The organism is Ruegeria sp. K7 (assembly GCF_056531785.1).
Map to the genome: position 1 here is coordinate 462,542 of NZ_JBQFMJ010000001.1, position 22,305 is coordinate 484,846.

21 protein-coding genes are annotated in these 22,305 nt (G+C 58.6%); 16 read left to right on the top strand and 5 right to left on the bottom strand.

What is annotated here, in order from left to right; all coding sequences use genetic code 11:
• Positions 1–49: 49 nt before the first annotated feature.
• Positions 50–655: a pyridoxamine 5'-phosphate oxidase gene (gene pdxH / locus ACR0FE_RS02285; RefSeq protein ID WP_480910711.1), complete on the bottom strand. Its 606-nt coding sequence runs from the start codon at positions 653–655 to the stop codon at positions 50–52.
• A gap of 134 nt (positions 656–789) precedes the next feature.
• Between pdxH and fabI the strand changes: the two genes are divergently transcribed.
• From fabI to trpE, 5 genes are all read left to right on the top strand, one after another.
• A complete protein-coding gene (gene fabI, locus ACR0FE_RS02290) occupies positions 790–1,596 on the top strand; it encodes an enoyl-ACP reductase FabI (protein ID WP_480910714.1) in 807 nt (268 codons plus the stop codon).
• Positions 1,597–1,600: 4 nt separating this feature from the next.
• On the top strand, positions 1,601–2,110 hold the full coding sequence (gene gpt / locus ACR0FE_RS02295) for a xanthine phosphoribosyltransferase (RefSeq protein ID WP_170614934.1): 510 nt from the start codon (positions 1,601–1,603) through the stop codon (positions 2,108–2,110).
• A 66-nt stretch (positions 2,111–2,176) separates the two neighbouring features.
• Positions 2,177–3,352, top strand: a complete 1,176-nt coding sequence (locus ACR0FE_RS02300; RefSeq protein ID WP_480910717.1) for an aminotransferase — start codon at positions 2,177–2,179, stop codon at positions 3,350–3,352.
• An 86-nt stretch (positions 3,353–3,438) separates the two neighbouring features.
• On the top strand, positions 3,439–5,280 hold the full coding sequence (locus ACR0FE_RS02305; protein WP_480910720.1) for a SurA N-terminal domain-containing protein: 1,842 nt from the start codon (positions 3,439–3,441) through the stop codon (positions 5,278–5,280).
• A 12-nt stretch (positions 5,281–5,292) separates the two neighbouring features.
• Positions 5,293–6,804: an anthranilate synthase component I gene (gene trpE / locus ACR0FE_RS02310; protein ID WP_480910723.1), complete on the top strand. Its 1,512-nt coding sequence runs from the start codon at positions 5,293–5,295 to the stop codon at positions 6,802–6,804.
• 55 nt (positions 6,805–6,859) lie between these two features.
• Here trpE and ACR0FE_RS02315 read toward each other — a convergent pair whose 3' ends face one another.
• Complete coding sequence (locus ACR0FE_RS02315; protein ID WP_480910724.1) at positions 6,860–8,272, bottom strand: divergent polysaccharide deacetylase family protein; 1,413 nt, start codon at positions 8,270–8,272, stop codon at positions 6,860–6,862.
• 195 nt (positions 8,273–8,467) lie between these two features.
• On the opposite strand from ACR0FE_RS02315, the gene ACR0FE_RS02320 reads away from it, so the two are divergent.
• The 6 genes from ACR0FE_RS02320 to lexA all read left to right on the top strand — a co-directional run bounded on the left by ACR0FE_RS02320 (position 8,468) and on the right by lexA (position 13,292).
• The gene (locus ACR0FE_RS02320) at positions 8,468–9,049 is read left to right on the top strand and encodes an aminodeoxychorismate/anthranilate synthase component II (protein WP_170805641.1); all 582 of its coding nucleotides are present in this window, start codon (positions 8,468–8,470) and stop codon (positions 9,047–9,049) included.
• Entirely contained in the window at positions 9,046–10,065 is a 1,020-nt protein-coding gene (gene trpD, locus ACR0FE_RS02325) for an anthranilate phosphoribosyltransferase (RefSeq protein WP_480910727.1), read from the top strand. Before ACR0FE_RS02320 ends, trpD begins: the two co-directional genes overlap by 4 nt.
• The gene (gene trpC / locus ACR0FE_RS02330; RefSeq protein ID WP_480910729.1) at positions 10,062–10,874 is read left to right on the top strand and encodes an indole-3-glycerol phosphate synthase TrpC; all 813 of its coding nucleotides are present in this window, start codon (positions 10,062–10,064) and stop codon (positions 10,872–10,874) included. Before trpD ends, trpC begins: the two co-directional genes overlap by 4 nt.
• Positions 10,874–11,347: a cyclic pyranopterin monophosphate synthase MoaC gene (gene moaC, locus ACR0FE_RS02335; protein ID WP_170614926.1), complete on the top strand. Its 474-nt coding sequence runs from the start codon at positions 10,874–10,876 to the stop codon at positions 11,345–11,347. Before trpC ends, moaC begins: the two co-directional genes overlap by 1 nt.
• Positions 11,344–12,516: a molybdopterin molybdotransferase MoeA gene (locus tag ACR0FE_RS02340; RefSeq protein ID WP_480910732.1), complete on the top strand. Its 1,173-nt coding sequence runs from the start codon at positions 11,344–11,346 to the stop codon at positions 12,514–12,516. Before moaC ends, ACR0FE_RS02340 begins: the two co-directional genes overlap by 4 nt.
• A gap of 77 nt (positions 12,517–12,593) precedes the next feature.
• A complete protein-coding gene (gene lexA, locus ACR0FE_RS02345) occupies positions 12,594–13,292 on the top strand; it encodes a transcriptional repressor LexA (protein ID WP_170614924.1) in 699 nt (232 codons plus the stop codon).
• Between the two features lie 4 nt (positions 13,293–13,296).
• Here lexA and ACR0FE_RS02350 read toward each other — a convergent pair whose 3' ends face one another.
• Positions 13,297–15,330 (bottom strand): ComEC/Rec2 family competence protein, encoded by a 2,034-nt coding sequence (locus ACR0FE_RS02350; protein WP_480910735.1) that lies wholly within the window; start codon positions 15,328–15,330, stop codon positions 13,297–13,299.
• Positions 15,331–15,408: 78 nt separating this feature from the next.
• Between ACR0FE_RS02350 and gltX the strand changes: the two genes are divergently transcribed.
• A complete protein-coding gene (gltX, locus tag ACR0FE_RS02355) occupies positions 15,409–16,809 on the top strand; it encodes a glutamate--tRNA ligase (protein ID WP_480910738.1) in 1,401 nt (466 codons plus the stop codon).
• 121 nt (positions 16,810–16,930) lie between these two features.
• On the top strand, positions 16,931–18,226 hold the full coding sequence (gene gltA / locus ACR0FE_RS02360) for a citrate synthase (protein ID WP_170805634.1): 1,296 nt from the start codon (positions 16,931–16,933) through the stop codon (positions 18,224–18,226).
• A 52-nt stretch (positions 18,227–18,278) separates the two neighbouring features.
• Here gltA and ACR0FE_RS02365 read toward each other — a convergent pair whose 3' ends face one another.
• Positions 18,279–19,343, bottom strand: coding sequence for a PA0069 family radical SAM protein (locus ACR0FE_RS02365; RefSeq protein ID WP_480911382.1), 1,065 nt, complete (start codon positions 19,341–19,343; stop codon positions 18,279–18,281).
• Positions 19,344–19,660: 317 nt separating this feature from the next.
• Between ACR0FE_RS02365 and ACR0FE_RS02370 the strand changes: the two genes are divergently transcribed.
• Together ACR0FE_RS02370 and ACR0FE_RS02375 are read left to right on the top strand one after the other, a co-directional pair.
• On the top strand, positions 19,661–20,359 hold the full coding sequence (locus ACR0FE_RS02370) for a corrinoid protein (RefSeq protein ID WP_480910741.1): 699 nt from the start codon (positions 19,661–19,663) through the stop codon (positions 20,357–20,359).
• 160 nt (positions 20,360–20,519) lie between these two features.
• Positions 20,520–21,188, top strand: a complete 669-nt coding sequence (locus ACR0FE_RS02375; protein ID WP_480910744.1) for a DUF1638 domain-containing protein — start codon at positions 20,520–20,522, stop codon at positions 21,186–21,188.
• A 43-nt stretch (positions 21,189–21,231) separates the two neighbouring features.
• Here ACR0FE_RS02375 and ACR0FE_RS02380 read toward each other — a convergent pair whose 3' ends face one another.
• Positions 21,232–21,642: a SufE family protein gene (locus tag ACR0FE_RS02380; RefSeq protein ID WP_170614917.1), complete on the bottom strand. Its 411-nt coding sequence runs from the start codon at positions 21,640–21,642 to the stop codon at positions 21,232–21,234.
• A gap of 138 nt (positions 21,643–21,780) precedes the next feature.
• Between ACR0FE_RS02380 and ACR0FE_RS02385 the strand changes: the two genes are divergently transcribed.
• Complete coding sequence (locus ACR0FE_RS02385; protein WP_170614916.1) at positions 21,781–22,305, top strand: hypothetical protein; 525 nt, start codon at positions 21,781–21,783, stop codon at positions 22,303–22,305.

The following is a 22,305-nucleotide window of genomic DNA, read 5'->3' on the forward strand; positions in this document are numbered from 1 at the left end:
TGAAAAAAATCATTGTTTTCTGCGTGTTGCATTTCACGATACGCGAACGTCATGGATTCAACCTCTGCACTTGCCACGCGGAACCCGATTGATCCCGCCGCCATCTGAACCGATCATGCAAACGAAATGCACCATCGGCCCAAAACTCGATTTCCGTCGGCTCCAACCGATACCCGCCCCAGAACGGCGGGCGTGGCGGATTGGGTCCAAGCTTCGCCGTTACTTTCGCCACTTCCGCCATCAGAACCGACCGGCTGCTCAGCGGCTGCGATTGTTTGGAAGCCCAGGCCCCCAAACGGCTTTTCAGTGATCTCGAGGCATAGTATTCATCCGCCTTCGGACCATCCTCGCGCGATATTGTACCACGAACTCGGATCTGCCGCCGCAAGGATTTCCAGTGCATGACAAAAGCCGCTTTGCTGGCACTTTCCAGTTCCACTGCCTTGGCGCTTCCATAGTTCGTGTAGAATACAAAGGCGTCCGGCTCGATTTCCTTAAGCAGAACCATGCGCACATTGGGCATCCCGTCCGAATCTACGGTCGCCAAAGCAATCGCATTCGGATCGTTAGGTTCAGACTCTCTGGCCTCGCCCAGCCACCGCTCCGCCAATTCAAACGGATCAGTTCCGGCAAAAATGCCGCTACGCTCGTTCATTTCCATCCCCTGGAAAGTAATGTTGACGACCCTAAGGCGAGAACCCGCTGCGGGCAAGACCCGCTCAGCCTTGAAGCAGCGCATCCAATGGCCTAAACCACTCTGATAAAACCGGGACAGGCGGAGATCCAAATATGTCTAATCAGTTGATGGCCGGAAAACGCGGCCTCATCATGGGACTGGCCAATGACAAATCAATCGCATGGGGAATCGCCCGCGCCCTGTCCGAAGCAGGCGCTGAGCTGGCCTTCTCGTATCAGGGCGATGCGTTGAAAAAACGGGTTGACCCACTGGCGGCCCAGTTGGGTGGCGATATCGTGTTGCCCTGTGACGTCAGTGATGAGGCATCCATTGACGGGTTGTTCGCGCAGCTTTCTGAAAAATGGGGCAAGCTGGACTTTATCGTCCATGCCATCGGATTCTCGGACAAGAACGAACTGCGCGGGCGCTATGTCGATACGTCACGGGCTAATTTCAACCTGACGATGGACGTGTCGGTCTATTCCTTTACCGCAGTGATGCAGCGCGCAGAAAAACTGATGTCCGAAGGCGGCAGCGCAATCACGCTGACCTATTACGGGGCCGAGCAGGTGATGCCGCACTACAACGTGATGGGCGTCGCCAAGGCCGCGCTGGAGGCATCGGTCAAATATCTGGCTGAAGACCTGGGCAAGGACGGGATTCGCGTAAACGCTATTTCCGCGGGTCCGATCAAAACACTGGCGGCAAGCGGTATCGGCGATTTCCGCTATATCATGAAGTGGAACGAATATAATTCACCCCTGCGCCGGAACGTGACCATCGACGATGTCGGCAAATCCGCCCTATACCTGTTGTCCGACCTCAGCAGCGGTGTAACCGGTGAAAATCTGCACGTGGATTCGGGGTATCACATCGTCGGCATGAAAGCCGTCGATGCGCCGGATATTGAAAAGGGTTGATCAGATGAGCGCCAAAGACCGCTTGCCGCACGAAAAAGGGTTTCATATCAGCTGGGACCAGATTCACCGCGATTCCCGCGCCCTGGCGTGGCGTCTCGATGGCCAGGGGCCCGACGACGGCGCCTGGCGCGCGGTCGTGGCCATCACTCGGGGCGGTATGGCTCCTGCGATGATCGTCAGCCGGGAACTGGATATTCGCACGGTCGATACGATCAGCGTCCGCTCGTACCATCATCAGGAACAAGGCGAGGCCGAAGTGCTCAAGGCACCGGATGCCAAGCTGATGAGCGACGGAACTGGTGTGCTGATCATCGACGATCTGGTCGACAGCGGCAAAACGCTGGAACTTGTACGCGACATGTATCCCAACGCGCATTTCGCCACAGTCTACGCCAAGCCCAAAGGTCGTCCGATGGTGGACACCTTCATCACCGAGGTCAGCCAGGACACGTGGATTTTCTTCCCCTGGGACATGGCCCTGCAATATGTCGAGCCTTATCGCGGCACCGATTGATCCCACGCCGCGGTTTCTTCTGTTCAAAATACCTCGGAGCGCGGGGCAGTGCCTCGCAAAAACCGCATGACACATACACGCACCACCGCCACTTTCGCCCCTCCGGTGATGGAGGCGCGACGCTGGCTGGAAGGCGTCGAGTTTCCCGAAGACCGGCCTCTGATCAATGTCAGTCAGGCCGCGCCCGTGGACCCTCCGCCACTCGAACTGCGAAAGGCAATGGCAGAGTTCGCGATTTCCGAAAACAGCGCCCATCTTTACGGGCCTGTGTTGGGCAATACCGACCTTCGCACAGAGCTGGCCCGCCAGATCGGGGCACATTATCAGTCCCATGTCGAACCGGAACAGGTCGCAATCACATCAGGATGCAATCAGGCATTTTCTGCTGTGATCGCCGCGATCACGGATCAGGGGGACGAGGTTATCCTGCCAACCCCTTGGTATTTCAATCATAAAATGTGGCTCGACATGGCTGGTGTGCGGGCTATTGATCTTCCCACGGGTGATGATCTGCTGCCGGACGTGGCACGGGCCCGAGACCTGATCACCGAAAAGACACGCGCGATTGCGCTGGTCACTCCGAACAATCCAGGCGGCGTCGAATACCCTTCCGAACTGGTTGGGGCGTTCTATGATCTTGCCCGTGAGGCCGGCGTCAAACTGTTGGTGGATGAGACCTATCGGGATTTCGACAGCCGGTCCGGTGCTCCGCATGAACTGTTCCGTCAGCCCGACTGGCAGGATACATTTGTTCATCTCTACTCGTTTTCCAAGGCCTTCCGTCTGACCGGCCACCGGGTCGGAGCCATCGCGGCAAGTCCGCAACTTTTGGCCGAGATCGAAAAGTTTCTGGACACGGTTGCTATCTGCCCGGGTCAGATTGGCCAGTTCGCCGCGTTGTGGGGGATGCAGAACCTGTCACAATGGCTTGCGTCCGAACGTGATGAAATCCTGGATCGCCGTGCAGCCATCGCGGAAGAGATGCCCAGACTGGCGGCTAAGGGCTGGCGATTGCTTGGGCTGGGCGCGTATTTCGCATATCTTGAACATCCATTCGACATTCCGTCAGATGAGCTTGCCCAAAAGCTGGTGGCCGAAGCTGGTGTTCTGCTGTTGCCAGGTACCATGTTCACACCCACTGAGGATGCGGCGGGCCAACGGCAGGTGCGCATCGCTTTTGCCAACATCGACCGCGTGGGTATCGAACGATTGTTCGACCGTCTTCAGGCGCTTTCCATCTGATCTTGCCCCCCGGCGGTCCGCGTCGTATTCAGGGCCGCAACCAACAGGGCAGTCATCTGCCGACAAAAGCATGAAAGAGGGCGTCCATGGCCGCAGGCATGAAAAACCTATCAAAGACCTTCGTCTGGATTCTCATGGGCTTGCTGATGCTTGGACTTGCAGGGTTCGGCGCCGTAAACCTCAGCGGTACGGTGCGGACGGTGGCGCAGGTCGGCGATGAAGTGGTTCCGATCAACGCATATGTGCGCGAACTGCAGCGTGAAATCCGCGCGGTCGAGGCCCAGACAGGTCAGGCCCTGCAAATGTCGCAGGCACAGGAGTTGGGACTGGGCCAACTGGCGTTGTCCCGTCTGACGGCTCTGGCTGCGTTGAACAACGAAGTGGCTCAGCTGGGCGTTTCGATTGGCGATGAAAACCTGCAGAAGGAAATCGTCGCGATCCCGGCATTTCAGGGCGTGGACGGCAATTTCGACCGCGAGACCTACCAGTTCCAACTGGAACAGGCGGGGATGACCGATGCCGAGTTCGAAGCTGATCTTCGCAAGGAATCCGCGCGGACCATTGTCCAAGGGGCGGTTGTCGGCGGCGTCGTAATGCCTGCAACGCTGTCGGACGTATTGACGGACTATGTCGGCGCACGGCGCAGCTTTACCGTCGCGACACTTGGGGCCGATGCCCTGACCGCACCGATTGCTGAACCCACGGACGAGCAGTTGCAAACGTATTACGACGAAAACACGGATCGTTTCACCCTGCCCCGCACCAAACGCCTGACGTACGCGATCCTGTCGCCCGAAATGTTGCTCGACAGCGTTGAAATCCAGGACGACGCCTTGCGCAGCCTCTACGATCAGCGCATCGCTGAATTCCAGCAACCGGAACGACGCCTCGTCGAACGGCTGGCCTTTTCGGACGAAGCGGCCGCTATGGATGCCATGGCGCAGTTCGAGGTTGGCGGCACGACATTTGAACAGCTAGTGCGCGATCGCGACCTCGAACTGAGCGACATTGATCTGGGCGACGTGACCCGCGAAGACCTCGGCGAAGCGGCCGATGCTGTTTTTGAGGCAGATCTTGATGCCGTGGTTGGACCTCTGCCGTCCGTGTTTGGCCCTGCGCTGTTCCGGATCAACGGATCACTGGCAGCAAACAACATCCCGTTTGAAGACGCTGCCCCTGACCTGCGCGAGGAACTGGCAGCCGAGCGTGCACGGCGTCTGATCGAGGCGCAGGCCGAGGACATCAACGACATGCTTGCCGGTGGGGCCACCCTGGAAGAACTGGCAGGCGAAACCGAGATGGAACTGGGCCAGATCGAATGGACCCGTGAGAACGAAGAAGGTGTCGCCGCATATGAGGGCTTTCGTGCCGCTGCCGAAGCCGTTCGCGAAGGCGACTTCCCCGAAATCGGCTTTCTCGAAGACGGCTCGATTTTCGCATTGCGCCTGAATGAGGTTCTGCCGCAGCGGCCTGAACCGCTTGAGACCGCCCGTGACCGTGTGGCCGAGGCATGGGTTCAGGCTGAAACAGGCAAGGCCTTGCAGGATCAGGCCAACACTGTCTTGACCCAACTGGCGACCGACGGCGACTTTGCCGCGACAGGTTTGCCGTTCCGGGTAGAAAACGCCTTGACCCGCACCGCTTTCCTTGATGACGCTCCGGTCGGATTCATGACCCAGGTCTTTGAAATGGAGCCGGGGGAATTGCGGGTTGTCCCCGGCAATAATGCCGCCCTGATCGTCAGGCTGGATGAACTGCTACCGCCGGCTGAGACCGACGAACTGCGCCAGATGAAAGCCGCGCTGGAAGTCCAGATGAACCAGGCACTGGCTCAGAACATTTTTGACGCCTATGTGCGCGATGCCCAGACTCGTGCCCGCCCAGTTATTGATCAGCGTGCGCTGAACGCCGTGCAGGCGAGCTACTAAAAGAGAGCGGACATGGCCCTGACCCCAGAATTTGACGCATTCGCGCGTGCCTACGAGGCAGGCGCGAATCAGGTCGTCTATACCCGCCTGGCCGCCGATCTGGACACGCCCGTCTCGCTGATGTTGAAACTGACGGGGGCTCAGAAGGACGCTTTTGTTCTGGAATCGGTCACGGGGGGCGAAGTCCGCGGGCGCTACTCGATCATCGGTATGAAGCCGGACCTCATCTGGCATTGCCATGGTAAGACGTCCTCGCTGAACCGCTCTGCCCGGTTCGATCCGGACGCCTTCGTGCCGCAGGACGGCAATCCTATGGACAACCTGCGGTCGCTCCTGGCCGAATCCCGCATCGACCTGCCTGAAGAACTGCCGCAGGCTGCGGCGGGGCTGTTCGGCTATCTTGGCTATGACATGGTGCGGCTTGTCGAATACCTGCCGGATGTGAACCCCGACCCGCTGGGCCTGCCGGATGCGGTGATGCTGCGCCCGTCGGTGATCGCGGTACTGGATGGGGTCAAAGGCGACGTGACAGTCGTGTCCCCTGCCTGGGTCAGCGAAGGTCAATCCGCCAAGGCCGCCTATGCGCAGGCTGCCGAACGCGTCATGGATGCTGTCCGCGATCTGGAACGCGCGATGCCGACCGAATCCAGGGATCTGGGTGATGCGCATGAGATCGCCCCACCCGTTTCGAACTTCACCAAATCCGGCTATATGGAAGCGGTTGAAAAGGCCAAGGAATATATCCGCGCAGGCGATATCTTTCAGGTGGTTCCGGCCCAGCGTTGGACACAGGAATTCCCGCTGCCGCCTTTTGCGCTGTATCGATCCCTGAGGCGCACAAACCCTTCGCCGTTCATGTTCTATTTCAATTTCGGCGGATTTCAGGTTGTCGGCGCAAGCCCGGAAATTCTGGTACGTGTCTTCGGGGATGAAGTTACGATCCGCCCCATCGCCGGCACCCGTCCGCGCGGAGCGACGCCGGAAGAGGACAAGGCGAACGAAGTCGATTTGCTTGCCGACAAGAAAGAGCTGGCCGAGCACCTGATGCTGCTGGATCTGGGCCGCAATGACACCGGGCGCGTTTCCAAAATCGGCACCGTGCGCCCCACGGAAGAGTTCATCATCGAACGCTACAGCCACGTGATGCATATCGTCTCGAACGTTGTTGGCGAACTGGCAGAGGACAAAGACGCGCTGGACGCGTTTTTTGCAGGGATGCCTGCGGGCACGGTCTCGGGTGCCCCGAAGGTGCGCGCGATGGAAATCATTGATGAACTCGAACCCGAAAAGCGCGGTGTTTACGGCGGCGGCGTCGGGTATTTCAGCGCCGGCGGCGACATGGACATGTGCATCGCCCTGCGCACGGCAATCGTTAAGGACCAGAAACTGTACATTCAGGCCGGCGGCGGTGTTGTTTATGACAGCGACCCAGAGACTGAATATATGGAAACGGTCCATAAATCGAACGCAATCCGGCGCGCTGCAGCGGATGCTGCCCGGTTTACAGGATCAGGAAACAGCTAAAGAAAAAGGCGGCGATCCCCCGACCAGCCGCCTTTTATTGAATTTTCCCTGACGTTCACTGAACTTCTTTCAACATCACGGCCGAGATCGGTGCCATTGCAACCCGGTTGCCGCGATCCTCAAGCCCCCATAGCAGCAGTGCGGAAATCGTTTCTGGTCTCAAACGTCCCAGCATCACAACCGTTCCCTGCTGCCCGGCCCGGAATGCAGCCTGATCCAGAAAGCGGCGCATGATCTTCGGGTCCTGCCTTGCTCCGTCAATGTCGCGGAACACGACACCTGAAGGTGTCCCGTTGCGGGCGGCGAGTTTCTGAACCGTGTTCAAACCGTTGTCCTGCGTGATCAGACCGCGCCCGGTTCCGGCCGCAATCGCCGCCACCTGATCCGCCACCTGACGATTACCCTGAATGCCGGTGTTTACACCTTCCAGAATACCCACCGTTTCCGGCAGCGTCTCGAACCAGACCGCCAAAGACACCTCGGCGTCCTGTGCATTTGCGGCTTCCGGCAAGTCCGCGATGGCCATTACTTCAAAACCGGCCTCGCGGTGGCGCGCCATCTTTTCGGCGGCGTCAGGATCCGACGGGCTGATCGCAAAACTCAGCGGATAGGGAAAATCACGCAAAGCCTCGGCCCCAAAGGCACCTTCGTCGTCAATGAGGATGATCGACATCAAAGGCTTGGATTCCGGGTTTTCGAAGCTGGCCGCGTATGCCTCGATCGGTTTTCCGACCGGCACCTGCTCGGTCTCTTCGGCTTCCACAACAGGGTCGTCCCGTTCAGTCAAGGGAACCACGCGCCTGCCAATTGTCGTGCCCGCCGTTGCGGGCTGATCGCCCCCGATCTGCGGCAAGGTCGCGATACGGGGCAGATTGCGAGGAAGAGTATCCTCATCCCCTTCCACGGCAATGGGGCTGTTTTCAAACGGATTCTCAACCTTCGGTTCTTCCGGCGTGCCCGGCAGTAGTGCAGGCTCTGCTTCCGGTTCCAGAACAGCGACTTCTTCGGCTGGTGGTGCCGGAGGTTCAGGCGCGGTATCGGCCACCTCAGGCAAAGATTCGACCTGTGGCGTGCCAGCGGGAATTGCAGGGGCGGGTGGTGCAACCGGTGCGTCCGGGGCAACCGCAACTTCAGGTTCGGGCGCTACGTCCGGCGTTTCGATTGCGGGCTCACTCTCTCCTACGACGGGTTGCGTATCCGGCGTGGGGTCGACATTTGTCACCCCTGCAAGGGAATCTGATTGTTCATCGACGGGTTCCGGTGCTTCAGGCGGAAGTTCGACCAGATCGGCGTCGGTTCCGGCATCCGGTGCATCGGCCGTCGACGCCGGATCCTCGAGCGGCGCAGGTTCGGGTGCGTGCGTTGAGACGGCCGGTTTTGACGACAAAGGCGTGTTCAACGACAGAACCGCGCCCAAAGCCAGCACGACAACCGCACCGGCGATTATTCCTCCGACAAATCCGCCCATTTCTTTTGCCTCTCGTCTTTCTCTGCGTCGATCGCTTCTGCGCCGTCTGCTGCGGCAATTCCCTGTCAGGTCCGTCCTTTGCGGGATGTCCCCTTGACGCTGCCCCACAAGCCTGAGCATGTATGTCCCGACATTATACCGTGGCCCGTGGTTGCATCGCCAGCCCGAAATGCCCAAGCCGAGACAAGTGCCCAAATGCTGCTGCTGATCGACAACTACGACTCGTTTACTTACAACCTGGTACATTATTTGGGCGAACTCGGTGCCGAAATGGTCATTCGCCGCAATGATGCGCTGGACGTGCAGGAGGCAATGGCCATGAACCCGGCCGGCATTCTGCTCAGCCCCGGTCCCTGCGACCCGGATCAGGCCGGGATTTGCCTGGCCCTGACGCAGGCGGCCGCCGAGACACGCACTCCGTTGATGGGTGTATGTCTTGGACATCAAACCATCGGACAGGTCTTTGGCGGGAAAGTCGTGCGGTGCCACGAGATCGTACATGGTAAGATGGGCATCATGCACCACACAGGCAAAGGGGTCTTCTCGGGCCTGCCTTCCCCGTTCGAAGCAACCCGGTACCATTCACTGATCGTGGAGCGCGAAAGCCTGCCTGATTGCCTTGAGATCACGGCCGAACTGGAGGACGGCACCATCATGGGTCTGCAGCATCGGGATTTGCCGATCCACGGCGTCCAATTCCACCCCGAATCCATCGCATCGGAGCATGGGCACGCACTGTTGAAAAACTTCCTGCAAGAACTGAAAGTCCCCGCATGAGCGACGCACTGAAACCGCTGATCGGGGCCGCGGCCGACCGCCCGCTGACCCGTGCCGAGGCCGAGCAGGCCTTTGGCATCCTTTTTGATGGCGAAGCCACGCCCAGTCAGATTGGCGGGTTGCTGATGGCCATGCGCACACGCGGTGAAACCGTGGATGAATACGCCGCGGCCGCCGCCGTCATGCGCGCAAAGTGCAATGCCGTCAAAGCACCACCCGGGGCGATTGACATCGTTGGCACCGGTGGCGATGGCAAGGGTACGCTGAACATCTCCACCGCAACCGCCTTTGTTGTGGCGGGCGCAGGTGTAACTGTGGCAAAACACGGCAATCGCAATCTCAGTTCAAAATCCGGTGCGGCAGATGCGCTGGGGCAACTGGGCATCAACGTGATGGTCGGCCCGCAAACAGTTGAAAAAGCTTTGAAAGAAGCTGGCATTGGCTTCATGATGGCGCCCATGCATCATCCGGCAATTGCCCATGTGATGCCAAGTCGACAGGAACTTGGCACACGAACGATCTTCAATATCCTCGGCCCGCTTACGAACCCCGCCGGAGTAAAACGGCAGTTGACCGGCGCGTTCAGCCGCGATCTGATCCGGCCCATGGCCGAAACCCTGGGCCTGTTGGGGGCGGAGCACGCCTGGCTGGTTCACGGCTCGGACGGAACCGATGAACTGACAATCACCGGCGTCAGTTGGGTTGCCTCTTTGGAAGACGGGACCGTTAAGGAGGTTGAACTGCACCCCGAAGATGCCGGACTGCCCGTGCATCCGTTCGAAGATATCCTTGGCGGCACACCGGAAGAAAACGCAGTTGCATTCCGAGCACTACTGGATGGCGCACCATCGGCCTATCGTGACGCCGTTCTGCTAAATTGTGCTGCGGCGCTTGTCGTTGCGGATGCTGTTAGTGACTTGCGCGACGGCGTAGAAATGGCCGTTGAGAGTATCGACAGCGGCAAAGCCCGGGAAAAAATCACAACTCTTGCCCGAATTACACAGGAAGCCGCATGACAGAGACCGTTCTGGACAAAATAAAAGCCTACAAACTGGAAGAGGTTGCGGCAGATAAGGCGAATAAGGCACTGGAAACGCTGGAAAGCGAGGCACGCGAAGCACCCGAAGTTCGTGCGTTCGCCGAAGCATTGCACACCGCCGCGCGTTCTGGGTATGGGCTGATCGCAGAGATCAAAAAAGCCAGCCCGTCGAAAGGGTTGATCCGCCCGGATTTTGATCCTCCCGCACTGGCCAAAGCGTACGAGGATGGCGGTGCCGCCTGCCTTTCTGTTCTGACCGATACCCCCAGTTTTCAGGGCGCGAAGGAATATCTTGTTCAGGTGCGCGAGGCCGTTTCCCTGCCCGTTCTGCGCAAGGATTTCATGTACGACCCCTATCAGGTGATTGAGGCCCGCGCGCTTGGTGCCGATTGCATTCTGATCATCATGGCGTCCGTCGAGGACTCTCAGGCCGCCGAATTGGAACAGACAGCATTCGATTGGGGCATGGACGTCCTGATCGAAGTACATGACGAGGCAGAACTTGAACGCGCGGCAGTTTTGAAAAGCCCGCTGTTCGGAATAAACAACCGCAATCTCAAGACGTTCGAGACCACTCTTGACACAACGCGGCGACTATCGAAGCTGGTTCCGGCCGATCGAACCATCGTCTGTGAAAGCGGTCTGGGATCGCCGGAAGATCTGGCTGATATTGCCCGATACGGCGCACGCTGCTTCCTGATCGGCGAAAGCCTGATGCGTCAGGATGATGTCGAGGCAGCGACCCGCGCCCTGTTGGCGCGTCCTCTGGTTCCCGGGGTGATGTGATGCCATTGACCCATTTTGACGCTCAGGGTCAGGCGCATATGGTGGATGTGTCGGACAAGGCCGTGACGGACCGTATCGCCGTTGCAGCCGGCCACATCAGGATGGCACAGGAAACCTTTGAAATTATTTCCGAAGGTCGGGCCAAAAAGGGTGATGTACTGGGTATTGCGCGCCTTGCGGGCATCATGGGTGCAAAAAAGACGCCAGACCTGATCCCTCTGTGCCACCCCCTGCCTGTGACGAAAGTATCGGTGGAACTGATGCTTGATCCCGATCTGCCGGGTGTTCGGATTGAGGCGACGGTTAAGACGTCCGGCCAGACCGGCGTCGAGATGGAGGCGCTGACCGCCGTGTCTACCGCTGCATTGACGGTGTATGACATGGCCAAGGCCGTGGACAAGGCGATGGAGATCGGAGGCATCCACGTTCTTCTGAAAGACGGAGGAAAATCAGGACGTTATGAGGCGGAATGATCACCGTTGATGAAGCCCGGGAACTGCTGTTTGACCTGGTTGAACCATTGCCAGTCGAACATGTCCCGCTTGCCCAATCCGCAGGCCGCGTTCTGAATCAAGATGTAGCAGCCACGCGTGATCAGCCTCCATTCGCGGCATCATCAATGGACGGGTACGCCGTCAAATCGACCGAAGTTGAACTTCATGCGATGTTCAAACTGGTGGGTGAATCGGCAGCAGGCCAACGTTTCGAAGGAACTGTCGGCCCGGGACAGGCCGTTCGGATTTTCACCGGCGCCCCGGTACCGGATGGTGCCGATTTCGTGGTCATTCAAGAAGATGTCGAGCGCCGGGGGGATCTGATCACCATAACGGATACACCTGGTCAGAAAACGAACATACGTCCTGCCGGAGTGGATTTCAGAGCCGGTGCCAAAATCACCGCGCCGCGCCAGATTCGTGCCGAAGACATGGCGCTGATGGCTGCCATGAACATCCCGGTCGTTCCGGTGACACGCAAACCGGTGGTTGCGTTGATCTCGACGGGCGATGAACTCGTGATGCCCGGCGAAATACCCGGCCCGGATCAGATCATCGCCTCCAACACCTTTGGCTTGCATGCATTGCTGCAGGGGTTGGGCGCCGAGGTGCGAATGCTGCCGATCGCACAGGACACGGTCTCATCACTTGAAACCGCATTCGCTCTGGCGCAAGGGGCGGATCTGGTGGTTACGATTGGTGGCGCGTCAGTTGGCGACTACGATCTGGTGTCTGACGTTTCGCAAGGTCTTGGGATGCAGCGCGCCTTCTACAAAATCCGTATGCGCCCGGGGAAACCGTTGATGGCAGGACGTTTAGGGGATGCAGCTATGGTGGGTCTGCCGGGCAACCCGGTCAGTGCCATGGTATGTGGCTACCTGTTCCTCGCTCCCATGGTTCGACGCATGCTGGGGTTGGAGCAGACGCTGCAACCGCTCAGATCCGCTAAACTGACTGAACCAGTAGGGGACAACGGCCCGCGCGAACACTATATGCGCGCCGTTCGGGACGAAAACGGTATCCGGGCCTGTGCGGATCAGGACAGTTCCCTGCTTAGTGTTCTGGCACAGGCGAATGCGCTGATCGTTCGCCCTCCGCACGATCCCGCACGCGATACAGGTGACGAGGTTCAGTACCTGCCGATCTGAAAACCGGCAAATCCGTTGACACAAAACGTGAACATGCGTAGAACAAAAGAAAACGCATGACCATCGAGGTGTGAGCAATGCTGACCAAGAAGCAATTGGATTTGCTGGAATTCATCCACAAACGCGTGCAGTCGGACGGTGTTCCGCCAAGTTTCGATGAAATGAAGGCGGCGCTGGACCTCAGATCGAAATCCGGCATTCATCGCCTGATCACTGCATTGGAAGAACGCGGGTTTATCCGACGCCTCGCCCACCGGGCGCGCGCGATCGAGATCGTGAAGCTGCCTGAAAGTCTCGGTGGCGAACCCACGGCCGCATTCTCGCCCCGCGTGATTGAAGGTGACAAACCAGCGGGCCCACGCCCTGCGAATTTCGAACCTGTTTCAGTCGACGCACTGGAATTGCCGGTAATGGGGCGGATCGCTGCTGGTGTCCCGATCGAAGCGATCAGCCATGTATCGCATCGCGTGGCGGTTCCCGGCACGATGGTGTCCGGCAAGGGCGAACACTATGCGCTTGAGGTTCGCGGTGACTCGATGATCGATGCCGGGATCAACGACGGTGACGTGGTTGTAATCCGGGAAACATCGACCGCAGACAACGGCGATATCGTAGTGGCCCTGGTTGAAGAGCAGGAAGCAACATTGAAACGGTTCTTCCGCCGTGGCCAAGCCATTGCGCTGGAAGCCGCAAACCCGGCCTATGAAACCCGTGTTCTGCCCGAGGACAAAGTCAGGGTTCAGGGGCGACTCGTCGGCCTGATCCGAACTTACTGACCGCTCAGGAGTTCCCGGGCCTACCCGGGGACCATAGCCTTTGGCCCGACAGTTCCGAGCTTGTTCGCACAGTCTGACCCGAGATGGAAAGGCTGCCGGTCTGTCGCAGAATCCCAGCATCGATGATTTGGCATCCCCCGCTCAACGACAGTTCAAAAGCAGACACGATGATCTGGTTGGATTTGCATTCATCAAACAGTTGAACCGCCTTTTTGCCGGACAGATGTACCAGTTCAGTGCCTTTCAGGTCATATCGGGCGATTTTTTTATCCGTCTGCGGCCACCTTCCGGCTGCAAGCACCTGATCAACACCGTCACCGTCATTCTCAAGCCAGACCGACGCGACAAAGCCGCTTCCTTTCGCCTTGCTCAGCGCCCGACCGTTCTCGGTCATCACACCAACCAACGCGCCGGAATCGGCGATAAGAACCTCGGGGCGATGCCCCTGCCCCCACAACAGAAAAGCCGTGGCAACGGGCACCACACCGGCCCATCTCGCCTTGCCATGCCACAGAGATAACCACAAAGCCCCCAGCGCAAACACCGGCAGCACAAAGTCTGGTGGGCTGGCGACAAAGCCCTGCGCGCCTTCCAGCCCTGACACCCATTCGGAAACGCCCAAAATCCAGCGCAGGCCGATTCCCATGACGCTTAACGCTAGTGCTTCCAGCCCAAAGGGTGACAGCAAGGCCGCAACCACGGCCGATGGGACCACGATTGTTCCCATCACAGGTACCGACAAAACGTTCGCCAGCAACCCGTAGTGCGACATCGTGTTGAAATGCGCCGCGCCGATCGGGGCAGTTGCCAGGCCTGCAATTGCAGATGACAAGAGGACTCCTGCAACCGGTCTAAGCCATTTGGGACCGGGGAGCGGGCCAAAATCTCGCAATGCACCAAACACAACAACCAGGGCTGTAGTGGCAGCAAATGACATCTGAAAGCCCGGGCTCAGCAAAGATTCCGGGCGCAGAACCAATACTGCTAATGCGGCTACCGCTACTGTGCGCAGAGAGATCGCTCGCCGGTCGATCAGCACGGCCCCAAACATGACACTAACCATGATAAAGGCTCTTTCCGTTGCGACATTTCCACCGGAAAGCAGCAGATAGATCACGGCGGCGAACAGAGCGCAAAGCGCTGCCAGCTTTCGAACTGGTGCGCGCAATGCCAATGGAGGAACCGAAGAAAGCCCGATACGGCAAATCACATAAACGAACCCGGTCAGCAGCCCCATATGCAGGCCGGATATCGCAAGTAGATGTGCCAGATTCGAGGCCCGCAGGCTTTCAAGCGTGGATTGCCCCATGCCGCTGCGGTCCCCTGTTGTAACGGCAGCGGCAAATCCTCCGACCTCACCGGGCAGGACTGAACGAACCTTGCTCGAAATCGTGGCCCGCCAGGACGCGATCCAAATTTGGCTGTCACCTACTGTCGCCGCTTCGGTGGTAAGTAATGGAACGCGCGTGTATCCAACGGCCCCCAGGCGCTGGAACCATGCATGTCGGCGGAAATCGAACCCGCCAGGTTCCACCGGACCCTGGGGTGGCGAAAGATGAGCCGTCGTCATAATCCGTTGCCCCGGAACCAGAGGCCCCACACTACCGTGCAAAGAAAGCCGGATGCGCCGGGGCCTGCTGTTCACGGGTAGATCCCCTAATCGTACCCGGTCCAGCGTGACCCGCAGCGCATCCGACGCAGAGCGATCCAGGGCCACGACCCGCCCCTCGACCGGGCCGTAGTAACGCCACGACAGGACCGGCTCTGCCACCATGTGGGAACGCGCGCCAGCAAGAATGAACCCGCCAGCGATCAGCGCACCCCCCAATGCCAACGCCGGCCAGCCGGACCGCAACCGAACCCCGAGGATCCCGATTGCCAAGCCAATTCCAGCCACCCAAACATACAGCTCCCGGTCCGGCTCGAACCGCAAACTGAAGTACAGGCCAATGCCTGCGGCCAGACAAACCGGAGACCAGTGGAACAAAGACCCACTCTGGTTCCGCAGCGCGACCTCAATCCGTGCAAGAACGCGCATGGTTGCCCCCGTCCTTCGGGCTCGTTAGACAGGCGCCAAACTAAACCCGACACGGTTACCAAAAGGTTAATCAACACAATGTCCGATCAGGTCGTCACCCGTTTTGCCCCTTCCCCCACCGGTTTTTTGCATATCGGTGGCGCGCGGACCGCGCTGTTCAACTGGCTGTATGCGCGGGGACGTGACGGTAAGTTCCTGCTGCGGATCGAGGATACCGACCGTGAACGTTCGACCCCGGAAGCAACAGAAGCCATCCTGCAGGGCATGGCCTGGCTGGGTCTGGATCATGACGGGGATGTGATCAGCCAGTTCGAGGGCGCGGACCGCCACGCCGAAGTTGCGCTGCAATTGCTGGCCGAAGGAAAGGCTTACAAGTGTTTCTCGACACAGGACGAGATCGCCGCCTTCCGCGAACAGGCGCGCGCCGAGGGAAAATCGACCCTTTTCCGCAGCCCCTGGCGCGACGCTGACCCGGCCTCGCACCCCGACGCGCCGTATGTGATCCGCATCAAGGCCCCGAAGGAAGGCAGCACCGTTATCCACGATCAGGTTCAGGGCGACGTAACCATACGCAACGACCAGTTGGACGACATGGTTCTGCTGCGGTCGGACGGCACCCCCGTCTATATGTTGGCCGTCGTGGTCGATGATCACGATATGGGCGTGACCCACGTCATTCGTGGCGACGACCATCTTAATAACGCTGCCCGCCAGATGATGATCTATCAGGCGATGGGCTGGGATGTCCCGGTCTGGGCCCACATCCCGCTGATTCACGGGCCTGACGGCAAGAAACTCAGCAAACGCCATGGCGCATTGGGGGCACAGGAATACCAGGCATTGGGTTATCCTGCTGCTGGAATGCGCAATTATCTGGCGCGCCTGGGCTGGAGCCACGGAGATGATGAGTTCTTCACCGATGCACAGGCCAAAGAATGGTTCGACCTGGACGGTATCGGCAAAAGCCCGGCCCGTTTCGATCTGAAAAAGCTGGAAAACCTGTGCGGCCAGCACGTCGCGATTTCGGACGATGCTGCGCTGCGGCAAGAAATCGAAGCCTACCTGGCCGCCGCCGGCGAACCTGCTCTCAGCGCGACACAAAGTGGTGATCTCGAGCGTGCGATGTATTGCCTCAAGGATCGGGCACGGACTTTCCCCGAACTGCTTGAAAAAGCACATTTTGTTCTGACGTCACGTCCCATCGAGCTCGATGAGAAAGCGGCAAAAGCCCTTTCATCTGTATCCGATGGTATACTGAGAGAATTGACGCCGCACGTGCAAAATGTTAGCTGGACGCGAAGCGAGCTGGAGGACGCCCTGAATTCGTTTGCTGAATCTCAGGGACTCAAGTTCGGCAAGCTGGCCGGCCCCTTGCGGGCGGCGCTGGCGGGTCGGGCTGTAACGCCTTCGGTTTTTGACATGATGCTTGTGCTGGGACGGGATGAGACCCTGGCACGGCTTTCTGATGCAGCGAAGTAAACCCAATCTTCATATTCGGGTAACGCTGCTCGGCTAACACCCGGTCTGTACGCCTGCGTACAGCCGTCGCCGCAAGGTCGGACTGTGATCCGGCCAGCGCATGATTGAGGAAGGGACAAAGATGACCGACAGCAAAAAAACAGCCACTCTGAACGTCCATGGCAAGGATTATGAGTTGCCGGTTCGTTCACCGACCGCCGGGCCCGACGTCATCGATATCCGCAAACTGTACAGCGAGGCGGGCGTTTTTACCTATGATCCTGGATTCACTTCGACCGCAAGTTGCGACAGCACGATCACCTACATTGACGGCGAAAAGGGTGAGTTGTTGCATCGGGGCTATCCGATCGACCAACTGGCAGAGAAGTCGCATTTCCTCGAAGTCTGCTATCTGCTGCTCTACGGGGAACTGCCGGTCGCAAAGGATCTAGAAAAGTTCGAAACCACGATCACGCGGCACACAATGCTGCATGAGCAGATGCAGTATTTCTACCGTGGCTTCCGCCGGGACGCACATCCAATGGCGATCATGGTGGGCGTTGTTGGTGCAATGTCGGCGTTTTACCACGATTCCACCGACATTTCGGACCCACACCAGCGTGAAGTCGCGTCGCACCGTCTGATCGCCAAGATGCCGACAATTGCCGCCTGGGCGTTCAAGTACCACATAGGCCAACCCTTCGTTTACCCGCGCAATGATCTTGATTATGCGTCCAACTTCCTGAGCATGTGCTTTGCAGTGCCGGCAGAAGAATATGAAGTAAACCCGATCCTGAGCCGAGCAATGGACCGGATTTTGACGCTGCACGCAGATCACGAGCAGAACGCCTCGACCTCGACCGTGCGCCTGGCTTCGTCTTCGGGCGCGAACCCGTTTGCCTGTATCGCAGCGGGTGTTGCATGCCTTTGGGGTCCCGCACATGGCGGCGCCAACCAGGCCTGTCTCGAGATGCTTGAAGAGATCGGCAGCGTGGATCGTATTCCGGAGTACATCGCTCGCGCCAAGGACAAGAACGACCCGTTCCGCCTGATGGGCTTTGGCCACCGCGTCTACAAGAACTTTGACCCCCGCGCCAAGGTGATGAAGCAATCGGCGGACGAGGTTCTGGACCTGCTGGGTATCGAAGACAACCCAAAACTGCAGGTTGCAAAGGCGCTGGAAAAGCAGGCGCTGGATGACCCGTATTTCGCCGAGAAGAAGCTGTTCCCGAATGTCGACTTCTACTCGGGCATCATTCTTGAGGCGATGGGTTTCCCGACTTCGATGTTCACCCCGATCTTTGCGCTGTCCCGCACCGTTGGCTGGGTCAGCCAGTGGAAAGAGATGATCGCCGATCCTCAGAACAAGATCGGGCGTCCGCGCCAGCTGTATCTGGGTGAAACAATGCGCGACTATGTGGATATCGAAAACCGCTGATCGCAGCTGGCTATTTTCCCAGAACGCCCCGGCCTGCCCGGGGCGTTTTTCGTTAAAACAGGCTAAGTTGGTCCCCAGCCTGAGGCGGCCGTTCAAACAGGTCACACCGCAAAGGCGTTGTCCGGGTACTCAGTTGCAATCGTTTGGTCGCCAGCCTGAAGCGTTTGGCGATGATCTGCGCATATTCACCTTCGCCGCGCATTCTGTGACCCCAACGCGGGTCGTATTCACGTCCGCCATGCATGTCCCGCAACAATGACATGATCTTGTTCGCCCGTGCCGGCTCATGCTCCAACAGCCATTCGCGCCAAAGCTCCGAGACTTCCCGTGGCAGGCGCAGCATGATCCAGCTGGCGGACTCGGCCCCGGCCTCCTTCCCGGCCTCAAGCAGGTTTTCGAGCTCGCGGTCCGTCAGCCCGGGCACGACCGGGGAGGTCATGACACGAACCGGGACCCCTGCCCCAGCCAACTGCCGGATCATCCGCAGGCGGCGCTGTGGCGATGGTGCACGAGGCTCAAGCCTGCGGGACAGTTGCGCATCCAGCGTCGTCAAAGAAACCCCGACGCACGCCAATCCGCGTTCAGCCATGGGGGCCAGAATATCCAGATCTCGTTCGATCAGCGCACCCTTGGTGACAACCGCGACCGGATGCTGGAAGTCCTTGAGAACGGACAGGCACGACCTTGTAATCAAACGGGTTTTCTCGACCGGCTGATAGGGATCGGTATTCGTACCGATTGCTATTGGCGCAACCCGGTAGCTTTTGGATGACATCTCGCGCCGCAGGATTTCGGCGGCGTTGGGGCGCGCAATCAGACGGGTTTCAAAATCCAAGCCCGGCGACAATCCCAGATAAGCATGAGTCGGGCGAGCAAAACAATACACGCACCCATGTTCGCACCCGCGATAAGGGTTAATCGATCTGTCGAACGAAAGATCCGGCGACCGGTTATAGGTGATCAGGCTACGGGCGGATTCATCTCGCAGTTCCGTCCGTAAGGGCGGAAGATCCTCTTCAATGTCCCAACCGTCATCGCAGGCAACGGTCTGCAAACGCTCAAACCGCCCCGTTGCGTTTGTCGCGACACCTCTGCCACGAATGTTAGGTTGCTGCATCCCGTTGTTCTCTTTTTGTTCTATTGCAATGTAGATGCAGCTTTTCCCGGACACAAGCATCGATTTCCGCCTAATTATCGCCGCGCTACAGCGATGGAATCCAGAGTCAGGCCATTGGTCCGTGGCTTTGTCATAATCTGAATGAGTTGCAGGATCATTCTGCAAATTATTCATTCGGGCGGGTCAATAATTTGACCTATAAGTCGGTCCCGGATCGGCCGACGTCGCAATCGTCACAGTCGAACTGCGGCAAAATGGTCAAAACGGGAAAAACGCCACCACGGGCCAAGGGTCCGCACAGCTCAGGGAAATGCCCCATGTCCGATGAGGAAGACATCGTCCTGTCCGAACTGAATGACGACGAACTTGTCGAACAGATGTTCGACGATCTTTATGACGGCCTGAAAGAAGAAATCGAAGAAGGTGTGAACATCCTGCTGGAACGCGGATGGACCCCTTACGACATTCTGACCAAAGCGCTGGTCGGCGGCATGACCATCGTTGGCCATGACTTCCGTGACGGCATCCTCTTCGTTCCCGAAGTACTGCTGGCCGCAAACGCGATGAAGGGTGGCATGGCGATCCTCAAGCCGCTGCTGGCCGAAACCGGTGCCCCACGCGTGGGCAAGATGGTGATCGGCACCGTCAAGGGCGACATCCACGACATCGGCAAAAACCTTGTGTCGATGATGATGGAAGGTGCTGGTTTTGACGTGGTCGACATCGGCATCAACAACCCGGTCGAAAACTATTTGGAAGCGCTGGAAACGGAAGAGCCGGACATTCTGGGCATGTCGGCCCTGCTGACCACCACAATGCCCTACATGAAGGTGGTGATCGACACCCTGGTCGAACAGGGCGTTCGCGATGACTATATTGTTCTGGTAGGCGGCGCCCCCCTGAACGAAGAGTTCGGCAAAGCGATTGGCGCTGACGCCTATTGCCGCGATGCGGCCGTGGCCGTGGAAACCGCCAAAGACTTTGTGTCGCGCAAGCACAATCAAATGGCGGGCTGACAAGCTCAGGACCGAGTTCATAAAGCCGCCCGCCACCGGGCGGCTTTTTTGTTCGCCCGGTCGCAATTCTTGCCGTGTTGCCAATCGATTTCGCGACAGGGCTTGCCACATGGATGGATCGCGCCTTTTCTGATCAAAGGACTGCCGGGGAGGCAACGCAATGCAACAGGACCGCATACCTGACGATGCCAGCCTTACAACCGAAGGCTATTCCGGCGATGAAAAGCAGGGGCGCATCCTTTTGCTGGCTTGCGGCGCGCTGGCACGTGAAATACTGGATCTGAAAAAGCGTAACGGCTGGGATCACATGGCGCTAACCTGCCTGCCTGCCATCCTGCACATCCACCCCGATCGCATCACTCAGGCCGTTGAGGACGCCGTCGCCAAACATCGCGACAATTATGACCAGATCTTTGTTGTCTACGCCGATTGCGGAACCGGAGGGCTGTTGCAAAAGGCGTGCGCCGAACTGGGTGTCGAAATGGTTCAGGGACCGCATTGCTATTCCTTCTTCGAAGGTAACACCCGGTTCGAGGCGCGCGGCGAAGATGAAACCACGGCTTTCTATCTGACCGACTTTCTGGCCCGCCAGTTCGATGCGTTCATTTGGAAACCTCTGGGCCTCGACCGGCACCCTGAACTGCGCGACATGTATTTCGGCAATTACACCAAGCTCGTGTACCAGGCGCAAACCGACGACCCCGATCTGACCGCTCGCGCGCGCGACTGCGCCGACCGCATGGGCCTGGAATTCGAGCGGCGGTTTACCGGCTACGGAGATCTCGAAACCACCCTGGCAGACTGGGCAGCCCGGTCTTCTTCTGTCTGAAAATACCTTGGGGTGCGCGCGACTGGCCGCTCGCCCGTCCCGATCAAGCGTTTTCCCGCGCTACATCGCGAATCCGTTCGATCATCGAACGCAGGCCGTTGGACCGTTGCGCTGACAAATGATCGTTCAGACCCAATCTCGCCAGTTCCCCGCCGGCGTCCACCATCGGCACGTCACGCACTGGCAACCCATTGTACAACGACCGCAACACCGCAATCAGGCCGCGCACGATCAGTGCATCGCTGTCGCCGTCAAAACGAAACACACCGTTGTCGATCATCGGATGCAGCCAGACCTGGCTGGCGCATCCATGAACCTTTGTGGCCGGAACCTTCAGCGCCTCGTCCAGAGGTTCCATCGCCTTGCCCTGATCGATGACATGACGATACCGGTCTTCCCAGTCCTCAAGGAATTCGAAATCTTCGACGATCTCTTCAAAGGCAGGCGTTGCCATGTTGCCGCGGTCCTTTTGTTACCTTCACTTTTTTGACCTATGCCGAGCATGCGCGTCTGTCCAGTCCCAGTCCGGCTTTTCAAAGCATGGAAATTGCGCTAACCCATTGTCGGAACTACTGCTCAGGGCTTTGAGACCATGAAAAAAACACTCACCTTTCTAATGGTCGCATCGCTGACCCTGTCTGCCTGCAATAGCTGGCGCGATTCTCGGGCGAACCCTTCGAACTGGTTTGGCCCGGGCACGCCCCCACCGGAGGAGGTTCCGGTCGACGAAGCCAATGCGCTTATCCCGAAGCAACGCACCGGAACCGGCCTGTTTTCCCGCCCCGAAGAAGCGGATACGAGCGTCCTGCTTGCAAGGATCGATGAACTGAGGATCGATCCAACACCCTCGGGCGCGATTGTCTATGCATCCGGCACGGCAATACGCCAGGGCGCCTTCAATGCGCGTCTGGTTCCTGTTGTCAGTGAAGAGAACTCGAAAAACGGCGTTCTGGAATTCGGCTTTCGGGTAAATTACCCCAAGGCTCAGACCCGCCAAGGTTCCGAGAGGTCCCGGATGGTTTCGGACGCGATCAATGTCAGCCTGCAGGATCTGCAATCCATCCGTCTGGTGCGGGTGGTCGGCCAGCAGAACACGTTGGAATCGCGGCGGCGCTGA

Excerpts from the sequence above, each read along its gene's own strand:
- pdxH (WP_480910711.1), bottom strand. The coding sequence starts at position 655 with ATGAACGAGCGTAGCGGCATTTTTGCCGGAACTGATCCGTTTGAATTG.
- fabI (WP_480910714.1), top strand. The coding sequence starts at position 790 with ATGTCTAATCAGTTGATGGCCGGAAAACGCGGCCTCATCATGGGACTG.
- gpt (WP_170614934.1), top strand. The coding sequence starts at position 1,601 with ATGAGCGCCAAAGACCGCTTGCCGCACGAAAAAGGGTTTCATATCAGC.
- ACR0FE_RS02300 (WP_480910717.1), top strand. The coding sequence starts at position 2,177 with ATGACACATACACGCACCACCGCCACTTTCGCCCCTCCGGTGATGGAG.
- ACR0FE_RS02305 (WP_480910720.1), top strand. The coding sequence starts at position 3,439 with ATGGCCGCAGGCATGAAAAACCTATCAAAGACCTTCGTCTGGATTCTC.
- trpE (WP_480910723.1), top strand. The coding sequence starts at position 5,293 with ATGGCCCTGACCCCAGAATTTGACGCATTCGCGCGTGCCTACGAGGCA.
- ACR0FE_RS02315 (WP_480910724.1), bottom strand. The coding sequence starts at position 8,272 with ATGGGCGGATTTGTCGGAGGAATAATCGCCGGTGCGGTTGTCGTGCTG.
- ACR0FE_RS02320 (WP_170805641.1), top strand. The coding sequence starts at position 8,468 with ATGCTGCTGCTGATCGACAACTACGACTCGTTTACTTACAACCTGGTA.
- trpD (WP_480910727.1), top strand. The coding sequence starts at position 9,046 with ATGAGCGACGCACTGAAACCGCTGATCGGGGCCGCGGCCGACCGCCCG.
- trpC (WP_480910729.1), top strand. The coding sequence starts at position 10,062 with ATGACAGAGACCGTTCTGGACAAAATAAAAGCCTACAAACTGGAAGAG.
- moaC (WP_170614926.1), top strand. The coding sequence starts at position 10,874 with ATGCCATTGACCCATTTTGACGCTCAGGGTCAGGCGCATATGGTGGAT.
- ACR0FE_RS02340 (WP_480910732.1), top strand. The coding sequence starts at position 11,344 with ATGATCACCGTTGATGAAGCCCGGGAACTGCTGTTTGACCTGGTTGAA.
- lexA (WP_170614924.1), top strand. The coding sequence starts at position 12,594 with ATGCTGACCAAGAAGCAATTGGATTTGCTGGAATTCATCCACAAACGC.
- ACR0FE_RS02350 (WP_480910735.1), bottom strand. The coding sequence starts at position 15,330 with ATGCGCGTTCTTGCACGGATTGAGGTCGCGCTGCGGAACCAGAGTGGG.
- gltX (WP_480910738.1), top strand. The coding sequence starts at position 15,409 with ATGTCCGATCAGGTCGTCACCCGTTTTGCCCCTTCCCCCACCGGTTTT.
- gltA (WP_170805634.1), top strand. The coding sequence starts at position 16,931 with ATGACCGACAGCAAAAAAACAGCCACTCTGAACGTCCATGGCAAGGAT.
- ACR0FE_RS02365 (WP_480911382.1), bottom strand. The coding sequence starts at position 19,343 with ATGCAGCAACCTAACATTCGTGGCAGAGGTGTCGCGACAAACGCAACG.
- ACR0FE_RS02370 (WP_480910741.1), top strand. The coding sequence starts at position 19,661 with ATGTCCGATGAGGAAGACATCGTCCTGTCCGAACTGAATGACGACGAA.
- ACR0FE_RS02375 (WP_480910744.1), top strand. The coding sequence starts at position 20,520 with ATGCAACAGGACCGCATACCTGACGATGCCAGCCTTACAACCGAAGGC.
- ACR0FE_RS02380 (WP_170614917.1), bottom strand. The coding sequence starts at position 21,642 with ATGGCAACGCCTGCCTTTGAAGAGATCGTCGAAGATTTCGAATTCCTT.
- ACR0FE_RS02385 (WP_170614916.1), top strand. The coding sequence starts at position 21,781 with ATGAAAAAAACACTCACCTTTCTAATGGTCGCATCGCTGACCCTGTCT.